Origin of the sequence: Shewanella sp. Sh95 (assembly GCF_001308045.1) — a bacterium.
Classification (GTDB): domain Bacteria; phylum Pseudomonadota; class Gammaproteobacteria; order Enterobacterales; family Shewanellaceae; genus Shewanella; species Shewanella xiamenensis.
This window is the reverse complement of the sequence record NZ_LGYY01000029.1, coordinates 27,087-48,488: the sequence shown is the minus strand read 5'-3', so window position 1 is coordinate 48,488 and position 21,402 is coordinate 27,087. Positions and strand designations below refer to the sequence as shown.

Sequence of the window (21,402 nt, the reverse complement as noted above, 5' to 3'; positions counted from 1 at the left end):
GGTCGACGTTTTCTACCAATGACCTAGTATCGGACAGAAATGTTAAAAGTTAACCTTTGTTTAGGTCGAATGCCGAATAAAACAGCGTACAAGACATTTATTTGGCCTAACCTGTTGCTCTTGCGGTAGATCTTGTTATGTAGAGTATAGATGGAAATGAGTTGCTGATTTGAAGCATGTGATTTTTATGATGCAATTGTGGCCAAAATGTAGGGGTAAGGCAAGTAAAAAGAAGGCGCTCAATGAGCGCCTTCTTCGGTAGAGATTACATATTCGGGTAGTTTGGACCGCCGCCGCCCTCGGGCGTCACCCAAGTAATATTTTGGCTAGGATCTTTAATGTCACAGGTTTTGCAATGGATGCAGTTTTGCGCATTGATAACAAACTTCGGTTGACCCGCTTCTTCAACGATTTCGTACACGCCAGCAGGGCAGTAACGCTGGGCGGGCTCGTTAAATTGCGTCAGGTTTATCCCGAGCGGAATGCTGTTGTCTTTTAAGCGTAGATGGCAAGGCTGGTCTTCCTCATGATAGGTGCTCGACAGGTAGACTGAAGAGAGCTTATCGAAGCTGAGTTTGCCATCGGGTTTGGGGTAATCAATCTTATTGTAGGCGCTTACTGGGGCCATTTGTGCATAGTCTGGGTGTTCATCACGCAGGGTGATCGGGAACTTACCACCGAACCAGTTTTGATCTATGTAGTTAAATGCGCCGCCGAGGAAAGTGCCAAACTTGTGCATTGCTGGGCCAAAGTTGCGCGACTTATATAGCTCTTCGTGTAACCAGCTTTCTTCCAGATGGGTTTGGAAACAATCCAGATCTTTACCGCCTTCGACCTCGGCCATCATGGCTTTGGCAAGCGTTTCAGCCGCGACTATACCGCTCTTCATGGCGGTATGCGTGCCTTTAATTTTGGCAAAGTTGAGGGTTCCCGCATCGCAACCAATGAGTAAACCACCGGGGAAGCTCATTTTTGGCAGTGAGTTCAGGCCACCTTTAGTGATAGCACGTGCGCCATAGGTCAAACGCTCGCCGCCAGTTAAGTATTTAGCGATGACTGGGTGAGTCTTATAACGTTGGAACTCATCGAACGGGCTTAGATGTGGGTTCTTGTAGTTGAGGTCGATAATCAGACCCACTGCTATTTGGTTGTCTTCCATATGATAGAGGAAGCCACCACCCGAGGCGCCATCGGTTAATGGCCAGCCGCCGGTATGCACAACCTTACCTTGTTCATGTTGCTCGGCGGGCACTTTCCAGATTTCTTTAAAGCCTAGGCCGTAATGTTGTGGTGTTTTACCATTATCTAAGTGGTATTTCGCGATCAGCTGTTTGCCTAAGTGACCACGGCAGCCTTCTGAGAACACGGTATATTTGGCGTGAAGCTCCATGCCGGGCATAAAGCTGTCTTTGGGTTGGCCATCGGTGCCGACGCCCATATCGCCAATCAGGATACCCTTCACGCTGTTATCTTCATTGAAGAGTAATTCGCTGGCGGCAAAGCCGGGGAAAATTTCTACGCCGAGTTCTTCAGCACGGGTCGCGAGCCAGCGACAGAGATTACCTACGCTGACAATATAGTTGCCTTCGTTGTGCATGGTTTTCGGCACAAATGCATTGGGCATGAGTTTGCTGTCGGTAGCGGAGTTGAGTAGATAGATTTCATCGTGGGTCACGGCGGTGGTGACGGGGGCGCCTTTATCACGCCAGTCGCTGAATAGCTCGTCTAATACCCTTGGTTCGAATACGGCGCCTGATAGAATATGCGCGCCCACTTCGGAGCCTTTTTCTACCACGCAAACGGTAATTTCTTTACCTGAATCCTTTGATATCTGCATTAATCGACACGCAGTCGCCAAGCCAGCTGGGCCAGCGCCGACGATAACAACATCGAATTCCATTGATTCGCGTTCCATCAGTTCACCTTTTCCTTCGCTTATCCCCAATTTATATCGGGTGTTGTAGTTTGTTTGTAAACGGGCGTTTTATTACTAATGTCCACCTTACCTCAAAATCACCGCAGGGCACAGGGGCTAAGCAGGCTGTTTAGCCTAAAGAATGACAAATCTTTGGGTGAGCACTGTCACAGATTGTTCACGCTCACTTGAACCTGATCAAGAAATACCTGTTTAGGGGTATAGCTCGGCAATACTTTCGGCTTATAATCACAGCTGACGGTTCTCCGAGCTTGCCTACCTAAGTCAACAGATATGGGGGTGTAGCCGTGGCAATAAGGCCACTGGGGTGAGTAAAGAAATGCTCTCGCCTCCCACACTTGGAAAGGTGATCATGTCTCAATTACAAGACAATTTTGGTCGTAAATTTCATTACTTACGGATGTCAGTCACTGACGTTTGTAACTTCAAATGCAGCTATTGCCTCCCTGATGGTTATCATCCCAATGGCAAACAGCAGTTTTTATCTCTCAGTGAGATAGAAAACTTGGTGTCCGCATTTAGCCTCGTTGGTACTCAAAAAATCCGTATCACAGGCGGCGAACCCACGCTGCGTAAAGATTTTACCGATATTATTCGAGTGGTCGCTGATAATCCGCGTATTCATACTGTAGCCACTACCACTAATGGGTATAGGCTCGAGAAGCATGCCCAAGAGTGGTTCGATGCTGGTCTGCGCCGCATCAATGTGTCGGTGGATAGCTTAGATCCCAAGATGTTTTACCAGATCACCGGCGAGAATAAGTTCGACGAGGTGATGCGTGGTATCGATGCTGCATTATCAGCAGGCTTTGAGCGCGTAAAAGTCAATGCGGTATTGCTCAAAGGCATGAACGATAAAGATTTACCGCGCTTTTTGAATTGGATTAAGCACACGCCCATCGATCTGCGTTTTATTGAGTTAATGGAAACCGGCCTTGGTCGCGAGTATTTCCAAGCCCACCACTTAGCGGGTGCCGATATTAAAGCTCAGTTGCTTGCCAACGGCTGGCAATTGGATACGCCCCGTGCCGATGATGGCCCTGCGCAAAACTTCAGCCACAGTGACTTTAAGGGCCGTATCGGCTTGATCATGCCCTACGCCACTAACTTCTGCGTGAGCTGTAATCGCTTGCGGGTCTCGGCCAAAGGTAAGTTGCACTTGTGCCTGTTTACCGAGTCCGGTATTGATTTGCGTGATCTACTACAACACCCGAGTCAGCAAGCGGAATTAATCGAGCGGTTACACGGTCAACTGGCACAGAAGAAAGAAACCCATTATCTGCATCAGGGCATTACTGGCGTGACGCAACATCTGGCCTCGATTGGCGGTTAATCTAACTTAGGTTTTAGTCTGCTTATCGCGTTATCTTTCATTTAGTTAGGTTTCGCTATTGCGCTCAATTTCCCACATGCTTGAATTTAGCAGTAGTTTAAAGGATCGCTTCAATGAGCAATGTATTTACCCATATTAACGCCGACGGCAATGCCCATATGGTCGATGTGACCGAGAAAGCCGTGACCGAGCGCGAGGCCCGTGCCGAAGCCTTTATCGAGATGGCGAGCACGACCCTCGAGATGATCATGAGCGGCAGCCACCATAAGGGCGATGTGTTTGCCACCGCGCGTATCGCGGGGATCCAGGCGGCGAAAAAGACTTCAGATTTAATTCCGTTATGCCATCCACTAATGCTAACCAAGGTCGAAGTCGAGCTTGAGGCTCAGCCTGAGCACAATCGTGTGCGCATCACTAGTCTGTGTAAATTGTCCGGCAAAACCGGTGTCGAAATGGAGGCGCTCACGGCGGCCTCTGTCGCAGCGCTGACGATTTACGATATGTGCAAAGCCGTGCAGAAAGACATGGTGATTTCACAGGTGCGCCTGCTCGAAAAACGCGGCGGCAAGTCGGGACACTTTAAAGCTGAATAACGTAAAGCGAGATAAGAATATGATTAACGTGTTGTTTTTTGCCCAAGTTCGTGAGCTTTTAGGGACGGCACAACTGAGTGTTGAAGCGAGCGAGCAGACACAAACTGCGGAAGGATTACGGGCAACTTTAGCGGCTAAAGATGATAAATGGGCCAAAGTGTTAGCCTCGGACAAATTACTGGTGGCGGTAAATCAAACCATCAGTCAGTGGGATACCCAAGTGAGTGATGGTGATGAAGTCGCCTTCTTCCCACCTGTGACCGGAGGTTGATATGCGTTTACTGCCGAATGTACGGGTGCAAACCGTTGATTTTAATGTGGCTGATGAGTACCACCAATTAGCCCAAGATAACAGCGATGGCGCCGTTGTGACTTTTGTTGGCAAGGTGCGCGACTTTAACGATGGCTCAGTGGTGACGGATCTAACCTTAGAGCACTACCCCGGTATGACGGAGCGCGTTCTTGAGCAAATCGTTGCCGAGGCGCGTGAGCGTTGGCCGCTCAATAAAGTTACGGTTATCCACCGTGTTGGCACTATGGCGCTGGGTGAGCAAATTGTGTTTATTGGTGTCACCAGTGCTCATCGCAAGGCGGCCTTTGCGGCCTGCGAATTCTTAATCGACTTTTTGAAAACCAAAGCCCCTTTCTGGAAATTAGAAGCTGGGGACAAGGGCAAGAATTGGGTTGAGGCCAAGGATGCCGACGAGCAAGCGGCGCAAGTTTGGCAACACAAAGACTAACGTAAGACTGAGCTAGCAGCAGGCGAGACTGAGAGGTGAGTTTATGCACGGTGTGACAGGGTTAGGCAAAATCTGGAGTCTAGTATTTTCTCTAGCATTGTCGTTCAGTGTTGCCTTGATGCCTGCAGTTAGCCGCGCCGAAACTGTGCCTGCGATTGCGGCCGCTGCCAATATCAAGTTTGCCCTCGATGATATTGTTAAAAACTTTAGCGCCGAAACTGGGCTCAAGGTGCGAGTCTCCTACGGCTCATCGGGTAATTTTGTCGCGCAAATTCAACATGGTGCGCCATTTGAAATGTTGCTCAGCGCCGATGAGCGTTATATCCATGAGCTGCAAAAAGCGGGCTTTACCCGCGATGAAGGCGTGCAATACGCAGTGGGTCGCCTAGCCTTAGTCGCCCCAAACAAGTCCCCTTTAACCTTGGATACTGAACTTAACGGCGTAAAAGCCCTACTCGCCACGGGTAAGTTGGAGCGCTTTGCGATTGCTAATCCTGAGCATGCGCCCTATGGCGAACGCGCCCGCGAACTCTTACAAAAACTAGGCTTGTGGGATGGTCTACAAACCAAGCTAATCCTAGGTGAAAATGCCTCCCAAGCGGCGCAATTTGCCGTGAGTGGCTCCACTCAAGGCGGTATTATTCCGTTATCGCTTGCCTTAGCGCCACAGTTTAAAGCATTAGGCCAAGCAATTGCTTTACCCGAAGATCTTCACGGCCCACTTTATCAGCGTATGGCGTTAACGCCTAAAGCGGGTGCTACTGCCGAACGTTTTTACCTCTATCTTCAATCTGATGCCGCCAGAGTCGTATTCCTGCAATACGGATTTGGTCTACCCGCTCGGTAAGGCTAGACATGGATTGGCAGGCGCTTTGGTTATCGATCAAACTCAGTAGCATCACAGTCTTGGTGCTGATCCCCCTATCGATTCTTGCTGGGCGCGCCTTGGCTTATCGGCAGTTTATCGGTAAGTCTTGGGTTGAGGCGCTCATCATGGTGCCCTTAGTCTTACCGCCGACAGTGATTGGTTATTACTTGCTGGTGGGGCTTGGCAGCCAAAGCTGGTTAGGGCAGTGGTTAGAGCATCTGACTGGGCAGCAGTTAGTGTTTCATTTCTCGGGGTTAGTGCTGGCATCCGTGCTGGTCAATATTCCCTTTGCGTTGCAACCGATACAACGTGCCTTTGAGGCAGTTCCCCATGATGTGCGCGATGCTGCAGCCTGTTGCGGCATGAGCAAACTTAAAATTCTACTTAAAATTGAATTGCCTATGGTCTGGCCGGGGGTGTTGACCGCCATAGTGCTGTGTTTCTCCCATGTGCTGGGTGAGTTTGGGGTGGTGCTGATGATGGGCGGCAATATCGCTGGCGAAACCAAGACGATATCGATCTCCATTTATGACAGCGTGCAGGCCTTCGATTTTGGCGCAGCAGGTACTATGTCTCTGGTATTGCTGTTATTTGCGATTACCGCATTGGCTCTAACTACCAGTTTGTCACGGCGTTTAGGAGGTCAGGGTGGCGCAAATCATCGCTGATCTGCATTGCCAGATCCAAAACCATAAGCATATTAAACTGAGCGCCGAATTTAGCTGTAAGGCGGGTGAGGTGTTAGCGGTCGTAGGGCCTTCGGGCGGCGGTAAGACGACGTTACTGCGGATGATCGCAGGGCTTAATCATCCCGACACGGGCAGTATTGTGTTTGGTGAAACGCCATGGTTTGACCATCAAAGTCGCACCGCGCTAACGCCGCAGCAGCGCCATATTGGCTATATGCCACAGCATTTTGGCTTATTTCCCAATCTTACCGCGCTCGAGAACGTGGTTGCAGGGCTTGACCATATTCCCAAGTCGGAGCGAGTTGCTAGGGCGAAGGATTGGTTAGAACGGGTTAATTTACATGGTTTGCCCGATAGACTGCCTATGAACCTCTCCGGTGGTCAACGCCAGCGGGTTGCGCTTGCTCGCGCCCTTGCCCGTGAACCTTCAGTGCTACTGCTCGATGAGCCATTTTCAGCGGTGGACAGAGAAACTCGTGAGCGTTTGTATCTCGAACTTGCTCGACTCAAAGAGCAACTGCTTTGCCCAGTGATTATGGTGACCCACGATTTAAACGAAGCACTGCTGCTGGCCGATTCGATGATCTTGATTAGCCAAGGCCAGATGTTACAGCAGGGTGCGCCGTTTGAGGTGTTATCGCGGCCACGTAACGAGGCTGTTGCGCGGCAGATGGGCTTAAGGAATATTTTCGATGGCGAAGTGATGTTCCAAGACCGCACTAAAGACATCACCTGGCTCAAATTTGGTGAGCAGCTGATTGCCAGCGATTTTGGCAAAGACCGCAGTGTTGGCAGTAAAGTTCGCTGGGTCATCCCCAATCAGGGTATTCGATTTAACGCCATTTCAAATGGACGTTTATGCCGTAGTTTTAATAAGTTAGATGTGACAATCGACTCTTTACTTGTGATGGGCGAGTCAGTGCGGGTAGTCTGTTATGCTACCGGGACTAAACTACAGCTTAATACGGAAGTGTCATTTCATCTCGCACAGAAGCTTGGCCTAACCAAGGGGATGCAAACCACGGTTGCGCTCAAATCTGAGCAAATTCATATTTTAGAATAAGTTAATGACGTTTTTTACCGAGTAATCCCATCCAAAATGTTCCTTCCAACAGCATACCTAAGATTATAAACGTCACAGCGCTTGTGGCGCTGCCATAGGCGTAGGCGCTTAATGCTCCAAGCAGTAGCAAACTTAAGCTAATCCAGCGTGTAATTGGTTTCATATGCACTCCGATTTAAATGGCCGTTTAGTTGACTCTAGAACAACGGGATTGCATTGCCAATCGTACTTTTTGACGACACAGATGCGCTAAAATACCAGCTGAAATTCAATTAGTGTGATTTTAAATGGCTAAATGATGGGTTTTTACGGTAAATGTCATGCTTCAAAATCCCCAGATGATCAAAGCTTAATCTTGTTTCCATCGGTGTTTCAGTCGCTATTAGGTAAACTGAATGCATTCGTCAGTGTTTGCTGAGTTTGAATCAAGTGGATTGAGCAATTCACATGAGTGATGAACTAGGCGCCATCATGGGCAAACAGGGATAAAAGCGATGGGATTTTAGTACGCCATCGACATCTAACTGATTGTCTCATAAGATACAAACTTAGCCGATTTTTATGGAGGAACCATGAGACTATGGTTGCTAGGATTCATGTTGGTATCTGGGATTGCCACCGCAGCCCAGAGCATGTATTCGATGCTTTCGAGCGGTGAGTATCAGCCGCCGTTAAGCGTGATGCAGCAAATTGAGAAGGAGTTTCCTGGCGTGATTGCCGAGTTTGAAATGGAAATGAAGGAAGGCGAGTTGGTCTACCAGTTTGAGTTGATTAATCCGCTGGCGAATGCAATTACCCGTTTCGAATATCGGGCGCGAGATGGTAAGTTATTGAAACAAAAAGCGGGTAAAGTCACAGCCGATGATGTCGGCGAGGTGGAAGCCGCACGCCTTATCAACACTAAGCATCAAACCTTCTCCGGCATTATTGCAATGGCGACTCAGGATCATAAGGCCTTTCTGACCGATGCTAAATTAGACCATGACTTAGGTATCAGTTACTTAGAGTTAAAGTTGCTGGACGATACAGGCAAGTATAAATTGGCATTCGATATTGAAAATTTACGACAGTTACCTTTACTTAAGTGGGATTAGCACGCTGAGTATTACCGCTAAGTGAAGACAGGGGAGCGCAGCATACAGATGAAAATACTTTTAGTTGAAGATGATGCGACAACGATCGACTACATCGTTAAAGGATTTCTTGAGCAGGGACATAATATTGAGACCGCCAGCGATGGTCATCAAGGTCTGCTGCAAGCCACGAGTGGTCAGTACGACCTCTTGATTCTCGACCGCATGTTGCCCCAACTCGATGGGTTGAAATTGCTGGCCGCCCTTAGAGCAACTGGCAACCAAACTCCAGTGCTTATCCTGTCGGCGCTGGCCCATGTGGATGAAAGGGTAAAAGGTCTGCGTGCGGGTGGCGATGATTATATGACTAAGCCCTTTGCCTTTTCGGAGCTGCTTGTACGTGCCGAAAAGTTGATGCAACGGGGCCAATCCGTACCTATTACCACAGATCTGGTGGTCGGCGGCTTAAAAATGGAGCTGCTAACACGCAACGTGACCTTAGATGGCCACGATTTAATGCTGCAACCCAAAGAATTCCAATTGCTTAAGTATCTGATGGAACACGCTAATCAGGTTATTAGTCGGACGCTATTATTTGAAGCAGTGTGGGATTATCACTTTGATCCCCGTACTAATGTGATCGACGTGCATATCGCCAAGTTACGTCGCAAGTTTGAAGAGTTAGGCCACGGTGAATTGATTGAAACCGTAAGGGGAGCTGGTTATCGCTTACGCCAAAGGCATTAAGCCTTACCAAAGCAGCGCCTGGCGCATCACTATTATCTTCTCGACCTTAGTGACTGTGATCATAGGCGCTTTGCTGTTTGCCCTTTATCGGCAACTCATTATCGAACAGCAGTACCAAGTGACTCAGTATCTTGAGTCCGAAACCCAACGCTATCAGCAGCTTGCTCTTACTGTCGACCGTCGCAGTTTTGCGGCGCAAATTCGTGCCGCCGATCCGCAGACGGCGCTTATCGCCTGGCGCAATAGCTATGATATGGTTGGCGCCTTAAGCTTTATGCCTGAAGGCATGCCCATGCTGCCGCAAACGCGGGATTTCCCGATTTTGACTGGCGGCCCTGATAAGTTGCATATCCTTACCGGCGGTCTAGTGATGACTCGCTATGGCCCCGTGCTCATCGCCACCCGTACCGACAACTTAGCTACACTCATTGATAAATTTATCAGCGCAGCGGCCACGGCCGTGATGTTGACCATAGTGTTAACCTTAGCGCTGGGCTATCTGTTTTCTAAAGCAATTTTACGCCGTTTAGTGCAGTACAACCGTTTAAGTGAGCAAATTGAGCGTGGGCATTATGATACGCGTCTGCCGCTCAGTTGGCGTCAGGACGAGTTTGATATGTTGGCGCTGCAATTTAACAACGTGCTGGATATTCTCGAGAATAACCTGATGGCGGTGCGTGGTGTGACTGATAATATCGCCCACGATTTGCGCACGCCTTTATCCCATATTCGCATTGGTCTTGAGGAGTTAGCGGCCAAATCTCCCGATGAAATCAGTGAGGGCTGTGCTATTTTGACCGAAGAGCTTGACCACTGCCTTGCGACCTTCGATGCCATGCTCTCGCTGACACGCATTGAGGAAGGGCAGCAAACCTTAGATTTGCAGGAGCTGAGTTTGGCGCAGCTATGTACTGATTTGCTGGAAATGGCCGATGCAGTTGCGGAGTCGAATGAGCAAACCTTGAGCCTGTCGCTGCTATCTGACCATAAAATATATGGTGACAAGTATCTGTTGTTCCAAGCCTTGTATAACTTGGTCGACAATGCGATGAAGTACTCTGGCCAAGGCGCACGTATCGATATTATTCAATCCGGTGCCCAAATTAAGATTTGCGATAACGGTCCTGGGATCCCCGATGACAGCAAAGAAAGAGTATTTGAACGTTTAGTTCGCCTCGACCCAAGCCGCCATTTGCAGGGCACGGGTTTAGGATTATCTATGGTCAAAGCGATTCTATCGCGGCACAATGCGCAAATTACTCTTTCGGATAATCATCCCGGCCTTGTAGTGACCATTCAGTTTTAGGCCAATATCCGCGTGACAGTGTTAGGAACCCCATGTACCGAATCATAGCCAATGAGGCTGATTTTCTTGTTATTTCTAAATCGCCGAATGTGCATTTTCACAGCCAAGATGGCACTGCGGGTGTCGTTGCGCAGTTGGAGCAGGATTTAGGGATAAAACTCTTTGCCGTGCATCGGCTCGATACCCCGACCTCAGGGCTGTTACTGTTAGCCAAACATCCGGCTGCGGCGCGGCAGTTGACTGAGCTTTTTAGCGCCCATCGAGTGCAGAAATACTATCTTGCCCTCGCCAAAGGTAAGCCTAAAAAGAAGCAAGGCTGGGTGATTGGCGATATGGCTAAATCCCGCCGCAGTATGTTTAAGTTACTGCGAACCAAAGAAAATCCAGCGATTACCCAATTCTTTTCCGTCAGTGTTGGCGATGGGCTACGGCTGTATTTACTCAAACCCCACTCGGGGAAAACCCATCAGTTACGGGTCGCGCTTGCTAGCCTTGGGGTACCGATTTTGGGCGATGCCCTCTATGGCTCCGATGTCGCCGACCGCTGTTATCTGCACGCCTATTGCCTGCATTTTCGTTATCAACATGGAGATGGCAGTTGGCAGAATTATGCGTATCTTGATATGCCTGAGCAGGGTGAGCTCTTTTTAACTGAGACTGTCAGTGAGGCGCTGACATTTTGGCAAGCACCAGAGACTTTAGATTGGCCTGAACGATAGGTGTTTATTGGGAGGGAAATGCTTGGCAGATCCGGTCGCGCCCCTCAGACTTTGCTTGATACATGGCATGATCGGCTTCAATCAATAGTTTGTCTGGCTGACATCCTTGATAAATCGTGGCGTAACCCACGCTTGCGCAAAGTTGGACTTTTTTATCCTGCCAGTTAATCGGATTTTCCCTCAGTACCCGATGTAATTTATCCGCAACGGCTCTTGCGGATGGTGCGCTTGTGGCTGGCAGTAAAACCAAAAACTCTTCCCCACCATGACGACACAGGACATCGTGTTCCCGTAATACCGAGTGAAATAATCTTGCCGCTGTCAGCAGGGCGAGGTCACCAACATCATGACCATAGTGATCATTTATATGTTTGAAATGGTCGAGATCGAGCAAGATCACGCTATAAGGCTCTGCATTTTTCTGCCAGCGTTGGTGGGTTGTGGTGAGTCTTTTTTGCATTGCGCGTCGATTCCACAGCCCTGTGAGCTGGTCTTTTTCAGCCAACATTCTGATTTTACTCACCAGACGAGTCATCGCATTACCTATCATCAGGATATTGATAAGTAAGGCTAAGAACACATAAAACCACAGCACAGGAATGGCTTCAATCGTGTGCATGGCAATAAATATTGGCGTTTCACTCGGCGATAACAGGGCGATGAAAAACCGAATCATGAAGATGATAGCCATCGCGATTAAGGGGGTGATCATGGCAATCGCTATCTTATTGCCAGTCTCTCTGCGGATAGCGTAATAGTTATCTCGACTGAGCATCACAAAAGATAGTGCTGCATTGGCTGAAAAAAGCATGGCGAGTATCGGCTGAGATTGGACATTTGGGGGAACCATCAACATGAGTGCTGCGGTGATTGCGAGCATAGTCAGATCGAACTTAGTGCTGTGCTGTAAGCGGAACAGATATTGTGTACCCCAACGCAGCATGATAAATCCGAGTAAGATAACAATATCTGCGCAAAACCAGTAGAGGTAACTATTTGATTCGGTTCTTAGAGTGTTGAGAATGATGCCGATAAATACACAGATATTCGCAAGGGAAAAGCGTATGCTGGCTAATTTGGCAATGTTCAATGGTTTGGCGATTAATCCCCATGCAATAGCGGCTGTACCTGTCAGTAGACAGATAAATTTAATCAGTAGAAGGGCTTGGGGATCAAATTCCATGGCGGCGTTCAATTTTCCTTTAACTATAGATGGCTTTTGGCATTTTTGTTGAAATGGACTGAATGTTAAGTGAAGACCTGTGCCACAACGCCCAAGCCACAGGTTGATAATGCAATGGTTGCAAACCGGTGGGCTAACGACGAAGTTAAAAACTGCTTACTCGTCATTTATTACGGTTTAAGGATGGCCTGCTGTCGATATAAACAAATGACTATGAGTCATTATTGCGATTCTATTGCCTCCCGTTGTGGTATTTTTAAACGCGGGCGTAGGCAAAGATCTGTTAATTATCATAGTGCTGTGTTTATTTTTCGGGTTCCAGCCCTACCGTTGTCACTAAGGTGTAGCGTGTTTCAATGAGCCAATAAAAAGCGCAACCTAAGTTGCGCTGATTATCGATTTCACCTGTTCGTTAATTAAAACGCCACGGTATAACCTATAGTGGCAGTACGACCCATACCTTTGAAATAACGATCATTTGTACCCATGGTTTGTGAGTAGTAGTTGAAATAATCCTTATTAAACAGGTTTTGTACACCAATGCTTAAGGTACCCGTGTAGAGCGGCATTGAAAATGACGCGTCGACAGTGGTGTAACCATCAAACTCGGCATATTTAGCACCTTTGGCATTTTCAAAATCACGGTCCATAAAGTAATTTGCTTGAACACGTGTCGACATTTCATTATCGAAGTTGTGGGTCCAGAATAAGTTGATACGATTCGGGGAAATATTGGCGCCATCGAGATCGGTATCGACCTTATTATCGCCGTTTACATCGTATTCGCCCCGTTGCAGTGCGATGTTCATGCCCAAATCATCATTGCTTGTCAGATAAGCGGTGACATTCGCTTCGATCCCATCAATGACGCTTTTTTCACGTTTTACATCATAGAAACCGTCGCTGTTTAAGGCTAAACGGGCACCAAAATCGGTAGCAGAACGGTAGTAAGCAATCTTAGCACTTAAGAAACTACCTTGATAATCGGCACCCAATTCAACGTTATCCGTCACGATTGGAGTTAAGGCTAAAGAGTCACTAATGCTTGGATTGGCGCCGGGGAAACTGTTTCCGTCACGCAGAATACGGCCAATGTCTGGCATGCCAAAACCTTGGTTGTAGCTAGTGTAGACGCGGATATCCGGCGTGATTTTATAGGATAAACCGACATTGAATAAGGTTTCATCAAAGGTGGCTTCGCCCCCCGCGATTTGCTTATTGCCAGCACCATAGAGGGTTTTGTAGTCATCAACATTGAGGGTAGCGTGTTCGTAACGCACACCGGTTGATACGGTTAAATCTTTAATTAAATCATAGTCTAACTGTAGATACGGCGCGAAGTTATCATAGGTGCTTTCAGGTACCCAAGAGAACCCAGTTTTCACTAAGTCCTGTTCAGTCGTATCGCGGAACAAGTCGATACCATAGGCCGCATCGATGCCAGTATCGGCAATGTTTTTCGCGATTAACGAAGTTTTTAGGCCCCATTTAACCGAAGAGTTGCGTGATTGCTCGTAGTATAAGTGTTCGCCTTTGCTATTTACACCGCATTGAACCACTTGATCGCTGCCTTCAAAGGAAGGATCGTAGAAGCTATCGAAGCAACCACCGCCGTACACTGCTTTAAAGTCTTGATTAAACAACTGCATGTTGAGCTGTTGGCCTGCAATGTTTTCGTGGCTATAGGTCAAACTGGTGGTGGTGACTTGGTTATTAGCCGCTTCCCAGGGCTGTTTTTGTTCCACGGCACCGGTTGGAATACCATTGGGTTTATTACCTGCTACGGCCATCCAGTCGCCATTGTTATCCATGTTGTAATGGTTAACCATCAACTCTAGGCGCGACTCGGTAAAGTTGTGGCCTAATTTGATGAAGAAGTCCTTACTCTGGCTATCCATGGACTCGCCTTGCGTGGTATCTACCCCAATCACATCGTGATTGGCATCGTAGTAAACCCCGTTATTGCGATAGCTGACCGAGCCTAGCATATCGATCAATTCTGACTCGCCTGAAAACGCATAGCTGGCACCAAAACTGACACCGTTAGACTTGAGTGAGTCAGGGACTGTGACATCAAAGCTAGCGACGTGCTGGTTATCGCCCGTGGGCTTTTTGGTGATGTAGTTGATAATACCGCCCTGTGCGCCTAGGCCGTGCATCGCATTGGCGCCGTGAATAATTTCAATGCGTTCAATCATTGCAGGATCGATAGTTTGTCCTGAGCGGCCACCGCTGCGCAGCGGGTTCGATTGCGGCACGCCATCGATCATAATTAATGGTGCACGACCACGCAGGGTTTCACCCGTATTACTCATCTTTTGGCGGCTAGGTGAAAAGCTTGGTGCTAAGTTGCCAATAATGGTCGACAGATCTTTGGTGGTGCGGAACTGTTCTTCGAGTTGCACGCGGTCGATAATGGTCACTGTATTAGGAATCGAGCTTGGGGATTTATCCATACGGCTCGCGGTCACGGTAATTCTTTCTATTTCTTTGTTTTTATTTATTTCCGTGTCGGATTTTTCTTGTGCAATAGCGGATTGGGTGAGTGCTGCAAAGACAGCGAGAGCAACAAACGAGGTTTTGAACGTCATATAACTTCCTGCTAAGGGCGTGTGAATTTGCTACACCGAATTCCTTGGCATCAGACTCTTCCGTTAAACAACATTGCAAATGATAGTGATTTTTATTAACTGTGGATGATAAGGAAGTCATTCAAGGTTGTCTAGTCGATCAGTAAATCAAACGAGCTAAAATGTGGCGTTTTTTGCAACTTGTGACTCGGATAGCAATTATAGGTGTATTAAGATTGAGGGTTTATCTTCATCCTACTGATTTGTTGCTGTGGCTTAGGATGACTATAATAGCGGCTTTAATTGTGCCTAAATACAACCCTTATGAACCGCAAAAAGAAAATTAATCAAACGCTTAAGCAGAAGGCGAAAAAAGCCAATGCCAAGCTTCACACCAGTAATAAACCTAAATATATCGCTAAGGCCGAACGAGTTGCACAGGCTCTCGCGGCAGAAAATGAGCTAGAAGTGCCCGTTGAGTGAGCCGTTAATCTCTAACAGTTAAATCCTCAATAAAGCTTACTTAGCCTCTAAATACTCAATGGGATTGAGATAAAAAGCCTTTTTATATCCTTGGGTTGAAGTGTCTATTCGCCAAGGTCTTGGGAACAGGCTTAAAATGGAATAGTGCAAATGGGGTGGTTTACCTTGAGCATTGCCAGTCGTACCGACTGTGCCTAGCGTTTCTCCACTTGTCGCGAATAAGCCTGTCGATGCTTCAATGCTGCCTAGGTGCGCAAAATAATGAATTTGCCATTTAGGGCCGAGTCCAACAACGACTTTTCCGCCTTTAAAAAAGTCACCTTTGTACAGCAGTAGCATGGGCGTTGGTGCGATAACCGGGGTACTCGTGACCGCAAAAATATCGATACCCTTGTGTGTGCCCGAACTTCCCCAAGGCTCATACCAAAAGGTTTGGCTATTCCAATCCTTATTAGTGGCACCTTTTACGGGGATGATAGGTTGTTCAGGTACCAAGCATCCGGCAAGGAAAAAGAGTGCGAGAGTGAATGCGGTATATTTCAGTTTCATTGTTATCTCTTACATAAATCTTTTAGTGAAACTCACTGAATTCACGCCAGTTTATTGGATATTGCAGGCGCTCGGTTTCACCAAGTGATAACCAATAGGGTCGCCAAAACGTATCGCACCAAAACTCAAGGTTCCCTTGCAAACTCCCAAGTGTATCAGGATCAACATCGGGAAAACTTTCCCAAGGAGCAGGCGGCGCGGCCTTAAAGGTAATAAGCTGTTGCAATAGATTGATATCATTGGTGATGAGCAGTACGCAGAACCCCGCAAAATCTGCATATTGCTGTAAAAATACCGTTGTCTGTAGGTGGGTGTGATGCAGTACGCCATTAAATGGCGCATCAGAATCTACAATTTGCTCGAATCCCGCTTGGCAAAGTAAGGTGTCGAGTCGTTGTTTATCTTGATCATTCAACAAGCAATGGAGTTGATAGGCGGATAATTCAGTCTCAGTTGTTGGCGTGACTAAGGGATAAGCTTGGTAGCGAGGCACAGTGAGACTCGCAGTTGCCTCGCCACCAAAGAGTGCTTGAAGATCAGTTGCCTGCGAGCGAGTTGTCGCTTTTATGGCTAATAGCCGTTTTACCCAGTTAAAAATCCCCATAGCTTATTCCTTAATGGCCATCGCTGGGGCGATAAAGCCGCCCGTTTCTGTTATCACCTTAGGGCTTATTGCCTCCCAGCGTAACCATCCTTTGGCGCGTGGTGCGTTTATATACCAGAGTCCAGCCCGTTGTTCTAAAACGAAATATTCCCTTGATGGGGCAAATGGGCCGGGGTTTTGCTGGGCGATTTCGATACTGTTGTCCGTGACGGCCGCGATAATGGCGACATGGCCATAGGGATTAAACATCCATGGGGCAAAGACCAGTAAATCATCTGCCATAGGTTTGCTTTGGCTGCCATTGGTAAATTGGCGTAGGGCGCGTTTTTCATTCCAACTGCCATCAGTGAGCAGATTATCGAAGAAGTCTCTGGCGTGCCCAAAACTGTCAGGCATTTTGTGTTGATATCGTTGGTAAAAGTAGCGCTTAACAAATTCTACGCACTGATATTTTATGCCGAGGTTATAGCCGTCGAGGGAGAGGTTGCGTCCCTCATTAGTGTTAACGCCACCGTTATAGTAAATCTCGATTCCATTGAGGGAGTCGATAATGTCACCCACTTGGTGCTCAGTGTTGAAGTTATGGCGTGTAAGCCACTGATAGCCGAGAAAACTGACGCTAAGCCCTAGGCTCACAATCAGCATCCATAAGCGAAAACCTTTAATCATCTTTAGTACGACATTCTCAAAAGATAAATTGATTCAGCATGATATAAGGCGGGATTGTATGCTGCAGTTGCTAAAGACGTCTAGCTGATAAGGGAATGTGGCGGGAGCTTAATACTTTCGTACTGAGCGCTTGCACATCTTTAATTTGTCAGGCCCGATAGCGTTAATGTGCTATCGGCCTGATTATATGTGCTTATTAACGCAAACTAACTTTACAGTAGCGCAGTTGCCAACAGATAACCCACGGTTGATGCGGTACTAACACCAATCAGTCCTGGGATAATAAAGCTGTGGTTAATGATGAACTTACCAATTTTAGTGGTACCTGAGCGATCGAAACCGATACAGGCCAAATCGCTTGGATAAGTGGGCAGCACAAAGTAGCCATAACTGGCGGGTAAAAAAGCAATTAACAGCTTAGGATCGACACCTAAAGCTAATCCCATCGGCGCAATCGCCGTGAGCGCAGCCGCTTGGCTATTGACCAGTTTGGAGATTAAAAACAGCACTAGGGCATAGGTCCAAGGCTGGTTTTGCACCACGTGGGAGAGGTTTTCCTTCAGTACATCCATATGGCTGATAAAGTAAGTATCGCTCATCCACGCCACGCCAAATACCGAGAATATCGCCACCATACCCGCTTTAAAAACCGGACCATTGGCAATTTCAGCTGGCTTGACTTTGCAGCTCATCAAAATAAAGGCGCCTGCAATCAACATCATCATTTGGATCACTAGGTTCATCGACAGTGGCGCAAGCTTGCCTTTCTCTTCAAACACTGGACGCAGCTCGCTAAAGGAACCAAGTAATACCACTGCGGCGATAGCGGCAAAGAAGATCCCTGTTGCCCAATACGCTTCTTTGGGGAAGGTTTGATTCAGCAGCGTTTCGCCCTTGTCGTAGATAAAGGCTCTTTGCACAGGATCTTGAATTCGTTCTTGAAACTCTTCGTCCTTATCTAAATCTTTGCCGCGACGTAGGCTCCACAGTGCTGCCACTAACACACCGCAAAGGGAGGCTGGCACCGACACCATTAAAATGTCCAGCATGCTGTAGGCATGGCCAACACCGTGCTGCGCCGCCAAAATCGATACCATAGAAACGACGGCGACTGATACAGGGGAGGCGCAAATCGCCATTTGTGAGGCGACGGAGGCGACCGCCATGGGGCGTTCTGGGCGAATGTTTTTCTTCAGAGCAATGTCAGAGATAATCGGGAACATGGTGTAAACCACATGGCCTGTACCGCACAAAAAGGTGAGCGTCCATGTAGTTAACGGTGCCAGAATGGTGATGTACTGTGGATGGCGGCGCAGTAAACGTTCGGCAAACTGCATCATCACATCTAAGCCGCCTGCGGTTTGCAATACTGCGGCACAACCGATAACCGCAAGAATGGTTAACATCACTTGCACTGGTGGCTGTCCGGGGGCGAGACCAAAGACAAACGTCAGTAAAAATAAACCTATACCACTTATCAACCCGAGCCCCATACCACCATAGCGGGTGCCCAGTAGCAAGCAGCCGAGTACGACAATAAATTCCATTAAAATCATTTTGATTTACCCCTGCGGAACCTGCCGCGCTATTTGTATTAGGACTAGCTGTATTTGGCGTTATTTTGCGAGGCGATTGACTTTGATAACTTGCGCTGGCGCAAGGTGTAAATAAAAAGTGGCATTAGATTTTTCATAAATTTGAGCTAGCGCTAGAAACGTGTCGCCAGAAGTTGCATCCTTGTTAACTCGGAAGCGCTAATGACGCCTGTAGCCAAGTGAAACATGCCCTAGTACTTGCTCCGGTAAAAATAACCATAACAATCGCCAAGGATGTCCAAGTGAAACCTGCCACCTATAATACCGAAGCCTTCGATGAGTGGATCCGCAGCCGCTTTGTAGAACTCAACTCGCAGCTCGAACAGCTTTATGACCAGCAGACCGACCGTGCCAATGTGCAGGGGATTGGCACTGAGCTTAAGCACACTTTGGAAAGCGAAGGGCGAGGGCTGATTAAGGCTTTGCTCGATGAGGGCAATACCGACGAAGGTTTTGATAGTGCTTTTGATTTGCTAGGCAATGTTGGCCTGTATATGGCCGCCTGCCGCCGCCATGAAATTACTGAGCCAACACGGGAGACCACCTCGCCACTGGTTGAGGCTTCGGCGCTCGCTATGCATATCGGCGCCTCCATCGGCGTGACGCCACGTTTTGCCACTGCGCATTTAACTACCCATAACCGTGCCCACAATGGTATCTACAAACGCTTTACCGATCTGCCTGATGAAAAGCTGTTTGTGGATTACAACACTAAGGGCATCTTGGCCTATAAGCGCGCCAGCGATGCCTTATTAAAAATTCAGCCCTTGGGGATCTCCCATCCTATTAGCCACGATTTATTGCGGGTCGCCAAACAGGCATTGCAGGACGTCATTGAATCAAATCAGCAATTATTCAAACGTTTAGATACCGACCGCTTTTTCTATTGTGTCCGCCCATATTACAAACCCTATCGGGTTGGCTCTGTGGTATATCGCGGCGCCAATGCTGGCGACTTTGCAGGGATTAACGTCATCGATTTAACCCTAGGTCTCTGTTTTGCCAACGAATCGTCCTATTCGCAAATGCTGGTGGATAAGTTTTTATATATGATGCCGGAGGATCAGCAAATCTTGCGGGAATGCATGCGCCGCCCGAATTTGATGGATGACTTTTTACAGACAAAGGCCTGCGTGCAGCAGGATTGGTATCAGGAAAACCTCAAGCTGTTTATCGAAGTCTGTGAATTACATGGGCAAACTGCGATTCAACATCACAATGAATTAGTGACTAAGTATATTGCTGAGCCTTCGGTCAGTATGGAGCAACAACATTTAGCCAAAGTGACCGCCAGCGGCCCACCATTGCATGTACTGCTCGCCTCCCTTGAGCGTTTAAGGGATAGACGCGCGGCCGTATTACGTGACGATATTCGCACCCGTTATTATGATTTGAAAAAACTCAAAGACAGTTTGAGGTAAGGCCATGCTGCTAAATGTAAAACAGGATTTTTGCCTCGCAGGCCCTGGATATCTGCTTAACCATTCCGTGGGGCGGCCACTCAAATCGACCGAGCAGGCGTTTAAGCAGGCGTTTTTTGCACCTTGGCAGGAGTCTGGCCGCGAGCCTTGGGGTCAATGGTTAGGTGTCATCGATAACTTTACCGCGGCGCTGGCAAGCCTTTTTAATGGTCAGCCGCAGGAATTTTGCCCGCAGGTGAATCTATCGAGCGCATTGACCAAGTTGGTGATGTCACTGGATAGATTAAATCGCGATGGCGCCGTGGTGCTGATGAGCGAGATTGATTTTCCTAGCATGGGATTCGCCCTTAAAAAGGCATTGCCCGCAAGTTGTGAACTGCGCTTTATTCCCAAGGGCTTAGATGTTACCGACCCCAATGTGTGGGACGCACATATCAGCGACGATGTCGATTTAGTCTTTGTCAGCCATGCCTATTCTAACACGGGACAACAGGCCCCCCTCGCGCAGATTATCCCCCTTGCCCGTGAGCGTGGCTGCTTGAGCATAGTGGATGTGGCGCAATCGGCTGGGATTTTGCCGCTGGATTTAGCCAAGCTACAGCCAGATTTTATGATTGGTTCGAGTGTGAAATGGTTATGCTCCGGCCCCGGCGCTGCGTATCTGTGGGTCAATCCGGCTATTTTGCCCGAATGTCAGCCACAGGATGTGGGTTGGTTTAGCCATGAAAATCCCTTCGAGTTTGATATTCATGATTTTCGCTATCATCCAACAGCGTTGCGGTTTTGGGGCGGCACGCCTTCTATCGTCCCCTACGCTATTGCCGCCCATAGTATTCAATATTTTGCCAATATTGGCTCACTGGCGATGCGTGAGCATAACTTGCAACTGATGGCTCCAGTGGTACAGGCATTGGACAATGAGCTCGTCTCGCCGAGGGCAATCGATAAGCGTAGCGGTACGCTGATTTTGCAATTTGGCGAGCGGCAAGCGCCGATCATGGCGGCATTGGCTGAGGCGAATATCAGTGTCGATGCCCGCAGTTTAGGGATACGCGTATCGCCACATATTTATAACGATGAGGCCGATATCCTAAGGTTACTGGAGGTAATAAACGCCCATCGTTAACTGATTGAGCATAGCTTGCTCAGCCGACATGGCGTAATAGCCTCGAACAGGGAGCATGGCTCTGGGGCATCAAGGCGCCCCCTAATGCCGATGTCGTTAACCCATGCCCTGAGGCTGAGGTCATTTATTGGGGCG

Annotated in this window: 23 protein-coding genes and 1 riboswitch; of the genes, 15 read left to right on the top strand and 8 right to left on the bottom strand. The window is 48.1% G+C overall.

Features of this window, described 5'->3' with window-relative positions:
- Positions 1-265: 265 nt before the first annotated feature.
- On the bottom strand, positions 266-1,915 hold the full coding sequence (locus tag AEA42_RS02670; RefSeq protein WP_055646889.1) for an electron transfer flavoprotein-ubiquinone oxidoreductase: 1,650 nt from the start codon (positions 1,913-1,915) through the stop codon (positions 266-268).
- A gap of 252 nt (positions 1,916-2,167) precedes the next feature.
- A riboswitch (molybdenum cofactor riboswitch) is annotated at positions 2,168-2,301 on the top strand.
- On the opposite strand from AEA42_RS02670, the gene moaA reads away from it, so the two are divergent.
- The 7 genes from moaA (at position 2,289) to AEA42_RS02635 (ending at position 7,222) form a co-directional block, all read left to right on the top strand.
- Positions 2,289-3,269, top strand: a complete 981-nt coding sequence (gene moaA, locus AEA42_RS02665; protein WP_055646888.1) for a GTP 3',8-cyclase MoaA — start codon at positions 2,289-2,291, stop codon at positions 3,267-3,269. It overlaps the preceding riboswitch by 13 nt.
- A 113-nt stretch (positions 3,270-3,382) precedes the next feature.
- Positions 3,383-3,862 carry a cyclic pyranopterin monophosphate synthase MoaC gene (gene moaC / locus AEA42_RS02660; RefSeq protein WP_011074083.1) on the top strand — a complete coding sequence of 160 codons (480 nt, stop codon included), beginning with the start codon at positions 3,383-3,385 and terminating at the stop codon, positions 3,860-3,862.
- A gap of 19 nt (positions 3,863-3,881) precedes the next feature.
- A complete protein-coding gene (gene moaD, locus AEA42_RS02655) occupies positions 3,882-4,133 on the top strand; it encodes a molybdopterin synthase sulfur carrier subunit (RefSeq protein WP_037423143.1) in 252 nt (83 codons plus the stop codon).
- 1 nt (position 4,134) lies between these two features.
- A complete protein-coding gene (moaE, locus tag AEA42_RS02650; protein ID WP_055646887.1) occupies positions 4,135-4,602 on the top strand; it encodes a molybdopterin synthase catalytic subunit MoaE in 468 nt (155 codons plus the stop codon).
- 43 nt (positions 4,603-4,645) lie between these two features.
- Positions 4,646-5,449 (top strand): molybdate ABC transporter substrate-binding protein, encoded by an 804-nt coding sequence (gene modA, locus AEA42_RS02645; RefSeq protein ID WP_055646886.1) that lies wholly within the window; start codon positions 4,646-4,648, stop codon positions 5,447-5,449.
- A gap of 8 nt (positions 5,450-5,457) precedes the next feature.
- Positions 5,458-6,138, top strand: coding sequence for a molybdate ABC transporter permease subunit (gene modB / locus AEA42_RS02640; protein WP_055646885.1), 681 nt, complete (start codon positions 5,458-5,460; stop codon positions 6,136-6,138).
- Positions 6,119-7,222: an ABC transporter ATP-binding protein gene (locus AEA42_RS02635; RefSeq protein ID WP_055646884.1), complete on the top strand. Its 1,104-nt coding sequence runs from the start codon at positions 6,119-6,121 to the stop codon at positions 7,220-7,222. The genes modB and AEA42_RS02635 overlap by 20 nt, the downstream gene beginning before the upstream one ends.
- A gap of 1 nt (position 7,223) precedes the next feature.
- On the opposite strand, the gene AEA42_RS22090 is transcribed toward AEA42_RS02635, so the two are convergent.
- On the bottom strand, positions 7,224-7,385 hold the full coding sequence (locus AEA42_RS22090; RefSeq protein WP_037423154.1) for a hypothetical protein: 162 nt from the start codon (positions 7,383-7,385) through the stop codon (positions 7,224-7,226).
- A gap of 409 nt (positions 7,386-7,794) precedes the next feature.
- Here AEA42_RS22090 and AEA42_RS02630 point away from each other — a divergent pair, with 409 nt between their 5' ends.
- Genes AEA42_RS02630 through AEA42_RS02615 form a run of 4 tightly spaced genes read left to right on the top strand, consistent with a single transcriptional unit; the run spans position 7,795 to position 11,067 of the window.
- Complete coding sequence (locus AEA42_RS02630) at positions 7,795-8,316, top strand: hypothetical protein (RefSeq protein WP_055646883.1); 522 nt, start codon at positions 7,795-7,797, stop codon at positions 8,314-8,316.
- 48 nt (positions 8,317-8,364) lie between these two features.
- On the top strand, positions 8,365-9,042 hold the full coding sequence (locus tag AEA42_RS02625; protein WP_011621087.1) for a response regulator transcription factor: 678 nt from the start codon (positions 8,365-8,367) through the stop codon (positions 9,040-9,042).
- Between the two features lie 49 nt (positions 9,043-9,091).
- A complete protein-coding gene (locus AEA42_RS02620; RefSeq protein ID WP_037423161.1) occupies positions 9,092-10,348 on the top strand; it encodes a HAMP domain-containing histidine kinase in 1,257 nt (418 codons plus the stop codon).
- A gap of 32 nt (positions 10,349-10,380) precedes the next feature.
- Positions 10,381-11,067, top strand: coding sequence for a TIGR01621 family pseudouridine synthase (locus AEA42_RS02615; RefSeq protein ID WP_055646882.1), 687 nt, complete (start codon positions 10,381-10,383; stop codon positions 11,065-11,067).
- A gap of 4 nt (positions 11,068-11,071) precedes the next feature.
- On the opposite strand, the gene AEA42_RS02610 is transcribed toward AEA42_RS02615, so the two are convergent.
- Entirely contained in the window at positions 11,072-12,250 is a 1,179-nt protein-coding gene (locus AEA42_RS02610; RefSeq protein WP_055646881.1) for a GGDEF domain-containing protein, read from the bottom strand.
- Positions 12,251-12,470: 220 nt separating this feature from the next.
- Between AEA42_RS02610 and AEA42_RS21665 the strand changes: the two genes are divergently transcribed.
- Positions 12,471-12,590, top strand: coding sequence for a YqaE/Pmp3 family membrane protein (locus AEA42_RS21665; RefSeq protein ID WP_231640342.1), 120 nt, complete (start codon positions 12,471-12,473; stop codon positions 12,588-12,590).
- A gap of 76 nt (positions 12,591-12,666) precedes the next feature.
- On the opposite strand, the gene AEA42_RS02605 is transcribed toward AEA42_RS21665, so the two are convergent.
- The gene (locus AEA42_RS02605; protein ID WP_037423169.1) at positions 12,667-14,841 is read right to left on the bottom strand and encodes a TonB-dependent receptor; all 2,175 of its coding nucleotides are present in this window, start codon (positions 14,839-14,841) and stop codon (positions 12,667-12,669) included.
- Positions 14,842-15,144: 303 nt separating this feature from the next.
- Here AEA42_RS02605 and AEA42_RS02600 point away from each other — a divergent pair, with 303 nt between their 5' ends.
- On the top strand, positions 15,145-15,303 hold the full coding sequence (locus AEA42_RS02600; protein WP_037425046.1) for a DUF2986 domain-containing protein: 159 nt from the start codon (positions 15,145-15,147) through the stop codon (positions 15,301-15,303).
- A gap of 36 nt (positions 15,304-15,339) precedes the next feature.
- On the opposite strand, the gene AEA42_RS02595 is transcribed toward AEA42_RS02600, so the two are convergent.
- From AEA42_RS02595 to AEA42_RS02580, 4 genes are all read right to left on the bottom strand, one after another.
- On the bottom strand, positions 15,340-15,852 hold the full coding sequence (locus AEA42_RS02595; RefSeq protein ID WP_055646880.1) for a M23 family metallopeptidase: 513 nt from the start codon (positions 15,850-15,852) through the stop codon (positions 15,340-15,342).
- Between the two features lie 22 nt (positions 15,853-15,874).
- Complete coding sequence (locus AEA42_RS02590) at positions 15,875-16,456, bottom strand: hypothetical protein (RefSeq protein WP_055646879.1); 582 nt, start codon at positions 16,454-16,456, stop codon at positions 15,875-15,877.
- A 3-nt stretch (positions 16,457-16,459) separates the two neighbouring features.
- Positions 16,460-17,125, bottom strand: a complete 666-nt coding sequence (locus tag AEA42_RS02585) for a CHAP domain-containing protein (protein ID WP_055646878.1) — start codon at positions 17,123-17,125, stop codon at positions 16,460-16,462.
- A 212-nt stretch (positions 17,126-17,337) separates the two neighbouring features.
- The gene (locus AEA42_RS02580; RefSeq protein ID WP_037423187.1) at positions 17,338-18,681 is read right to left on the bottom strand and encodes an anaerobic C4-dicarboxylate transporter; all 1,344 of its coding nucleotides are present in this window, start codon (positions 18,679-18,681) and stop codon (positions 17,338-17,340) included.
- A gap of 281 nt (positions 18,682-18,962) precedes the next feature.
- On the opposite strand from AEA42_RS02580, the gene AEA42_RS02575 reads away from it, so the two are divergent.
- Both AEA42_RS02575 and AEA42_RS02570 read left to right on the top strand, forming a co-directional pair.
- Positions 18,963-20,141 (top strand): monodechloroaminopyrrolnitrin synthase PrnB family protein, encoded by a 1,179-nt coding sequence (locus AEA42_RS02575; protein ID WP_055646877.1) that lies wholly within the window; start codon positions 18,963-18,965, stop codon positions 20,139-20,141.
- A gap of 4 nt (positions 20,142-20,145) precedes the next feature.
- Entirely contained in the window at positions 20,146-21,267 is a 1,122-nt protein-coding gene (locus AEA42_RS02570) for an aminotransferase class V-fold PLP-dependent enzyme (RefSeq protein WP_055646876.1), read from the top strand.
- Positions 21,268-21,402: the final 135 nt, after the last annotated feature.